Source organism: uncultured Paraglaciecola sp. (assembly GCF_913058035.1).
Lineage (GTDB): Bacteria > Pseudomonadota > Gammaproteobacteria > Enterobacterales > Alteromonadaceae > Paraglaciecola.
Window position 1 is genome coordinate 1 of record NZ_CAJXPA010000209.1, and the last position, 6,249, is coordinate 6,249.

Below are 6,249 nucleotides of genomic sequence, written 5' to 3' on the forward strand. Positions count from 1 at the left end.
CTTTCAAGGCAGTGCAAGCATAAAAATGATCATTATGTGGAGTAATTCCATAACCTCGTTCCAGCGCATTGCTTACAACGCCAGCCTCTGGCCCTGCACCCGTGACTGGTACCATGAACTCCCAATTGTTCTCAGTCAAAAAGTCATACAGTTGCTGCTGGGTTACGCCTGGACCAAGGGTAACCAGTCCAAGTTCCTTATCAGTGCTAGATATGTTACTCAACTGACCTAGATCAAGGATGACGTTTGGCCGGCCTGAACACAAATTAAAAGAACCATATCCCCAGTTTTTATTAGTACCTACTGGGTATAAATTAAATTGCAAAACATTGGCTAGCTTTAGAGCTTTGCCTATTGTCATCACTTTTTTGACAACAATTACACAATCAATATTGATAGGGGCTGAAAATGTTGTTTTTCCATAATGTTGGGTTGCTTCTTTAGTCTCAATCAAAAGCACGTCATCTTCTACAGAAAACTGTTTTTTTAGTTCGTCAATGATTTGCATAAATCTCTCAAATTCCTTTAGAAGGCACTCTACAGGATATGATTAAGACATTTGTTGATTTATTTTACAAGCTTCACAATGGAGTTCATGTATATTCAGTGATGGTAAGACCAGAAGTTATTTGGTGAGATAATATATGAGCAATATAATTCTCCAGATATAAAAAAAGCCAACAATGTTGGCTTTTTTTATTTTAGGTGTAATTTACTTGCGAAGTCTATTTCTAAGTCCTAAGCCTAATAAACCTAAACCCAATAAAGCAATACCCGTTGGAGCAGGGACAGGAACTTCTCTATCTGAAAGACCAATTACAATATTATCGAATTCGCCGGCAACAGCATTTGAAGTAAACCTTAATTTTGTAAATACTTCTGAAGCATCAAATACAATTTCTACATACACGTTGGCGCCTGGCTGAGTCTGACTACCAGAATTGGCATTACCTGCTGCAAGTACCTCTGCACCTGAGAGTTCAGTTCTTGTACCATCTTCATTATAGAATGTAAAACCATTATAAGTGTCAACTGAACCCCAGTAGAAACCAAGATAGTTGATAGCACCAAGACCGACGTTTGTTAAGAAAGCTGAGTAATCAACTTCAACCCAAGATGGAACTGTACCGCCTTCTTTGGGTGTATAACCAAAACAAGTTGTGTCACCGTCTGGAGACGCTGCTACACCGCTTTTTGTCCCTTTACGAACACCAAAAGCGTCAAACGAACTACCAAGTACTTGGATCCCAGCACCGACACCATTTACGGCACAATCTGCATGAGCAGTAGTATCAGTATCATTAAAAGCAGTGGTGCCAACAGGGAACGGAATTGTAGTACCGGGCTGGTATGTTTGAGTTGCTTTGTCAAAAGTTTCAACGAAAAAACCATTACCACCATCTGTTTGATTACTAGCATCAACTTTGACACTGGTAAGTCCAGAATTGTCATCTGCTACTTGAGCGACTCCGTTGAGGTCAGATGATGACCCAAAGTTAATTGTTGCTGCACTAGCACTGCCAGCGACTGACATCGCTAACAATACGCTAGCTGAAATCATTTTTGATTTGTTAAATAAGTTTTTCATTTTTTTTCCTTGCGATTGTGAAATTTTCTGCCTAACAAATACTAAGCACTCTTCGTGCCAAAAATAAAAATGCTTTTAAAAACAATTAATTGTGTTTTTATGTCATTTTAAAAAAATCAAAATTGTAAAAAAAGCTGACATTTTTGAGGCTATTGACCAATTTTAAATTGGCTGATTATCTTTTTATCGATGTTATTTAGGATTTTCTTAAAGCCAGGTGTTAATCCCGTCATTAATAGATTGCGGCTAATATAATAAGGAGCACGTTGGCCATGATATTCTACAATAGGTCCGACTTTTTCAAATGAAATACCAACAAACCGCAAACTTCTTGCTAATCTTGGTTCCATCATCACAAAGCAATGATTTAAATCTTGTCGCAAACAAATTGACGCCGCAGAAAGGTATAGTCCCACAGCAATAAAAGGAAAACATCTGAGTTCTCTTTCAGAATAAAACTGCTCATTTATAACACCGGTTGCTGAACCCCCAAATCGGTCAGTTTGACGTTTTCTGAACTGTGCCGGAACGGCTAATCTTGATATTTCGCATATCTCATGTCTAGGAAAATCCTTAGGATGGACATTTTCATGATCTATTGAATGGCTGCAGTATTTTTCTATAGGCAATAACTCTTGATGATTGGTGGATTTCACTATTCTTACTGTGCCTGCATAACTACCCGTGGGTAAGTGCTTAATTAAGCAGTGTGTTGATTGCTTATCAAAAGCATCTTGTTCCATGAAATTTAGTTGTTTATCTTCAAACTTTAGCTCGTCGCAATACACATGATGACGAATTTTAAACGATTCTTCTTGGAGGTCTTGTCTAAATGCTACTACCGGAGATAAGTATTCTGAAAAGTGTTGAGAAATCTGCTCTGCTTGTTTGCTAACTGTAAAGTTAATAACCTTTTTGACTAACGGTCCAATTAACGGTTTGTCGGCGTATTCTCTGAGTTTTTTCACAATGGTTTATCCGTTGCTATGTAATCGCGACCGGTTAACTGCAAACTCAGTCTTTTAGGAATGAATTCTAGGGCAGTTTGATACCCGATGCGGTATAACTTTTCTTTCTGTTCCATTGAAATATTGAAGTCAACTGGTGAAAGTGTGCCGGTATTCACAACTATAGTATTTTTCCAATAGTCGTCATGTACGTATTCCCTAGACAGCGCAGTCATAAACGTTCTAATTAACATCATCACATATTGCCCCAAAGGTAACCAACTTTTTTTAAAATTTTGACTGGTAATGTGTTCGCTTTTCAGCCTAAAACAAATGACCCTAGTATTATCACCAGCCCAATCCCTGAACAAGGCATCTTCTGACAGAATCGCACCATCAACCAGTATATAGTCCTTATATGACTGAAAGCTAAAAAAAAGGGGTATCGACATTGAGAAGCGGACAGCTTTTGAAATTTTTAAGTCAGGTGAATTTTGCTTATTAAATACAATGGGGCCACCACCGTTAACATCTGTCGCTAAAATGTGTAAATCTTTGTCAATATCCTTGAACAATTTGCCTTGTAATTGCGCATCAATCCAGCGTTCAAAAGCATCACCTGAACTGAGTCCACCATGGAAAATTAGCGTTAAAAGGCTAAAGCCTCTAAATTTTTTAAAGCTTGTATCCATAGCTAATTGTTTTATTTGTTCAAGTGGCATGCCACTGCTATGTAAAGCGGCAACAATAGAGCCACCAGAAACGCCCACTATATGCTGAAAATCAATGCCCAAAGTGTGAATGGCATCCAAAATTCCAATATGTGCGGATAGCTTAGTTCCACCACCTGAAAAAATAGGAACTATTTGATTTATCACACGTAAACCCCAAGGTAATTGACAAGATATACAATGAATATAGTCAGCTAGTTGAGATAGTGCTGATAAATTAGCCCAAGATATTCGTGAATGGCTCTTTCACTTCTATACAAACTCGACGCGTTGGGCAAGCTAATCATAGGTTCTATTTTTCGTCGACTCAAATGTTCAACTGGGATTGGTAATACTTTAATCCCAAGGTCTTCAAAATATTTTACCGCACGTGGTAAGTGGCTTGCAGAAGTAACCAATGAAATCCACTTACCTTGTAAAAGAGGGCTTAATGCTTTGGCTTCTGATTCGGTACCAGAGCCTTTGGGTATGGTAATAATATCAGCACTATTGATGCCCATTATTTCAAAAAATGATTGGTTATGTTCAGCAAGCGACAATTTGTTTTTTGTACCCGACATTCCGGCACCTAGGTATATGGGTAAAGCGTGAACTTTATACATCAACGCTGCATGCAGGTTTCTTTGTAATGAACAATTTGGCCAACGTGATATAAAAGGCAATTCGTCGTCTTCAAAATAATAACAAGCCAAAACAACAATAGCGTCAGTCTTTCTCCACTCTTGTGACTGCAAGAAGACGACAGGGTACTTATCTTCTAAACTTTTGATGAGTAATACACTTGGGTATGTCATCGAACACAAGAAAAGCCAAATTAGAGGAATAACTGACAAATAATTGTATATTTTTGGTTTTTTACTAAAATGCGCCATTACTCTAATTATACAGAAAAGAACAGGCCCATGAACGACTGGAGAACTCATAACAGAGGCAATATAGGCTAGCGTCATTAAATAATCCTTGATAGTAAAACTGAGGTGCTGCTATAGCCAGCTATGATGTTGCAGAAACTTATGAATAAAAAGCGCGATACCAAGCTACGAAGTTGCCTATTCCCTCAGTTAAACCTGTTTTGGGTTGATATCCCGTATCTTTGCTTAGTGCTGATACATCAGCATAGGTATTTTGAACATCTCCTGGCTGCATAGGGAGCATTTCTTTGATCGCCTCTTTGCCCAAGGCAGCCTCGAGGGTTTCAATGAATTTAAGAAGGTTCACTGGATTATGAGCGCCAATGTTATAAATTTTCCAAGGTGCTTTACTGCTGCTTGGATCTGGGTTTTTCCCGTCCCAATTTTCATTGCATTGGGCTACATTGTCTAAGGAGAGAATGACGCCACTGACAATATCATCTATATAGGTGAAATCTCGATGATGGTTGCCGTAATTAAACACTTGAATTGGTTTTTCGTTCAAGATAGATTCAGTGAATTTGAACAGTGCCATATCGGGTCGGCCCCACGGACCGTAGACGGTAAAAAACCTTAGTCCGGTAGTCGGTAGTCGATAAAGGTGGCTGTAAGTATGAGCCATCAGTTCATTGGCTTTTTTACTGGCTGCATAAAGTGATACTGGATGGTCAACGTTATCAGTAACCGCAAAGGGTGTTGACTCGTTTGAACCATAAACTGAGCTAGAAGAAGCGTAGACAAGATGCTGTATGGTATTGTGTCGACATCCTTCTAGTATGTTCATAAAGCCAGTTAAGTTACTGTCAACATAAGCGTGGGGATTTTCGATTGAATAACGCACCCCAGCTTGAGCAGCAAGGTGCACTACTTTATCAAAAGCGGATGACGCAAATAAGGTTTTCATTTGATCTCTATCTGCGATATCCATTTTAATAAATGTAAAGTTTCCTGACAGTGGTAATTCTGCAAGGGTATTTAAGCGACCTTCTTTAAGTGTGACATCGTAATAATCATTGATATTGTCTATGCCTATCACCGTGTCTCCCCTTGCTAGTAGCTCTTTTGCCACGTGAAAACCGATAAAACCTGCTGCGCCCGTTACCAACACCTTCATAAACCAAACCTTTTTTGTCTAATATTCATAATGTACAAATATCATTAGCGTAGCGCTATGATATTTGTGATTATACTCAGATATTCTGCTGACAGTGTTGTAAAATGATGTTTATACGTAAATTATTGCTTTTGGGAAATTTGTTAGGGATCTCACTGGTACTAAGTGCCAATGCTGATAGCCATTCAATCACCGAAATTGTAGCCAAAGTAAAACCTTCAGTGGTAGGAGTCGGTTTATACGATGCATTAGGTGTCCAAACGCATCAACTGCAAGGAACAGGGTTTGTTTTTGGCGACGGTACTTTAGTGGCTACCAACTATCACGTCATTGATAAAGAGCTCGATCCGCAAAAAGTGCAGTACCATATCGTATTTACAGGTACGGGTAGAAATCCCAAGATAGCTAAAGTAGAAATAATTGCTAGAGATCGTGAACACGATTTAGCCATTTTAAAATTGCCTAGCCCTTTAACGCCCCTTACACTTTCGTCACCCAAATATGTAGAAGATGGTACCGAGGTTTTATTAACTGGTTTTCCAATAGGTGCAGTGTTGGGGCTCTACCCTGCAACACATAGAGGCATCATTGCTGCAACCACACCTGACGTTATACCCACCCAACATTCAAGCCAGTTGTCTATGAATATTTTAGATAGATTGGATAAAAAGTTTATGATTTATCAGTTAGATATTACTGCCTATCCTGGCAACAGCGGTAGCCCGTTATACGATGCTCAAAGCGGTGAAGTTGTAGGCATATTAAACAAAGTTTTTGTAAAAGAATCGAAAGAAACCGTGCTTGAAAAACCATCTGGTATTAGCTATGCCATACCGGTTAAGTACTTGATGGAGCTTGCTAAACGAAAGGGCCTGGATGTAAACTGATAATAGAAGTGCAATAGTGTCACCATTCTTTACATAATTTAAATAGCGATTTTTATTTTTTGTTATAAAAC

Annotated in this window: 7 protein-coding genes; 1 reads left to right on the top strand and 6 read right to left on the bottom strand. The window is 38.7% G+C overall.

Features of this window, described 5'->3' with window-relative positions:
• The 6 genes from QZ562_RS18490 to QZ562_RS18515 all read right to left on the bottom strand — a co-directional run.
• Positions 1–508: FAD-binding protein (locus QZ562_RS18490; protein ID WP_293763490.1), on the bottom strand; the 508-nt coding region annotated here is incomplete at its 3' end.
• A gap of 204 nt (positions 509–712) precedes the next feature.
• Positions 713–1,588, bottom strand: coding sequence for a PEP-CTERM sorting domain-containing protein (locus tag QZ562_RS18495; protein ID WP_293763491.1), 876 nt, complete (start codon positions 1,586–1,588; stop codon positions 713–715).
• 149 nt (positions 1,589–1,737) lie between these two features.
• Entirely contained in the window at positions 1,738–2,556 is an 819-nt protein-coding gene (locus QZ562_RS18500) for a PEP-CTERM/exosortase system-associated acyltransferase (RefSeq protein ID WP_293763492.1), read from the bottom strand.
• Positions 2,553–3,410, bottom strand: a complete 858-nt coding sequence (locus tag QZ562_RS18505) for a patatin-like phospholipase family protein (RefSeq protein WP_293763496.1) — start codon at positions 3,408–3,410, stop codon at positions 2,553–2,555. The genes QZ562_RS18500 and QZ562_RS18505 overlap by 4 nt, the downstream gene beginning before the upstream one ends.
• A gap of 50 nt (positions 3,411–3,460) precedes the next feature.
• Entirely contained in the window at positions 3,461–4,060 is a 600-nt protein-coding gene (locus QZ562_RS18510; protein WP_293763493.1) for a YdcF family protein, read from the bottom strand.
• A gap of 217 nt (positions 4,061–4,277) precedes the next feature.
• Positions 4,278–5,291, bottom strand: coding sequence for an NAD-dependent epimerase (locus tag QZ562_RS18515; RefSeq protein WP_293763494.1), 1,014 nt, complete (start codon positions 5,289–5,291; stop codon positions 4,278–4,280).
• A gap of 104 nt (positions 5,292–5,395) precedes the next feature.
• On the opposite strand from QZ562_RS18515, the gene QZ562_RS18520 reads away from it, so the two are divergent.
• Positions 5,396–6,178: a serine protease gene (locus QZ562_RS18520; protein ID WP_293763495.1), complete on the top strand. Its 783-nt coding sequence runs from the start codon at positions 5,396–5,398 to the stop codon at positions 6,176–6,178.
• Positions 6,179–6,249 lie beyond the last annotated feature (71 nt).

What these genes read in the sequence shown, in the direction of transcription:
- QZ562_RS18515 (WP_293763494.1), bottom strand. Translation starts at nt 5,291, where the DNA reads ATGAAGGTGTTGGTAACGGGCGCAGCAGGTTTTATCGGTTTTCACGTG.
- QZ562_RS18520 (WP_293763495.1), top strand. Translation starts at nt 5,396, where the DNA reads ATGATGTTTATACGTAAATTATTGCTTTTGGGAAATTTGTTAGGGATC.
- QZ562_RS18495 (WP_293763491.1), bottom strand. Translation starts at nt 1,588, where the DNA reads ATGAAAAACTTATTTAACAAATCAAAAATGATTTCAGCTAGCGTATTG.
- QZ562_RS18510 (WP_293763493.1), bottom strand. Translation starts at nt 4,060, where the DNA reads ATGACATACCCAAGTGTATTACTCATCAAAAGTTTAGAAGATAAGTAC.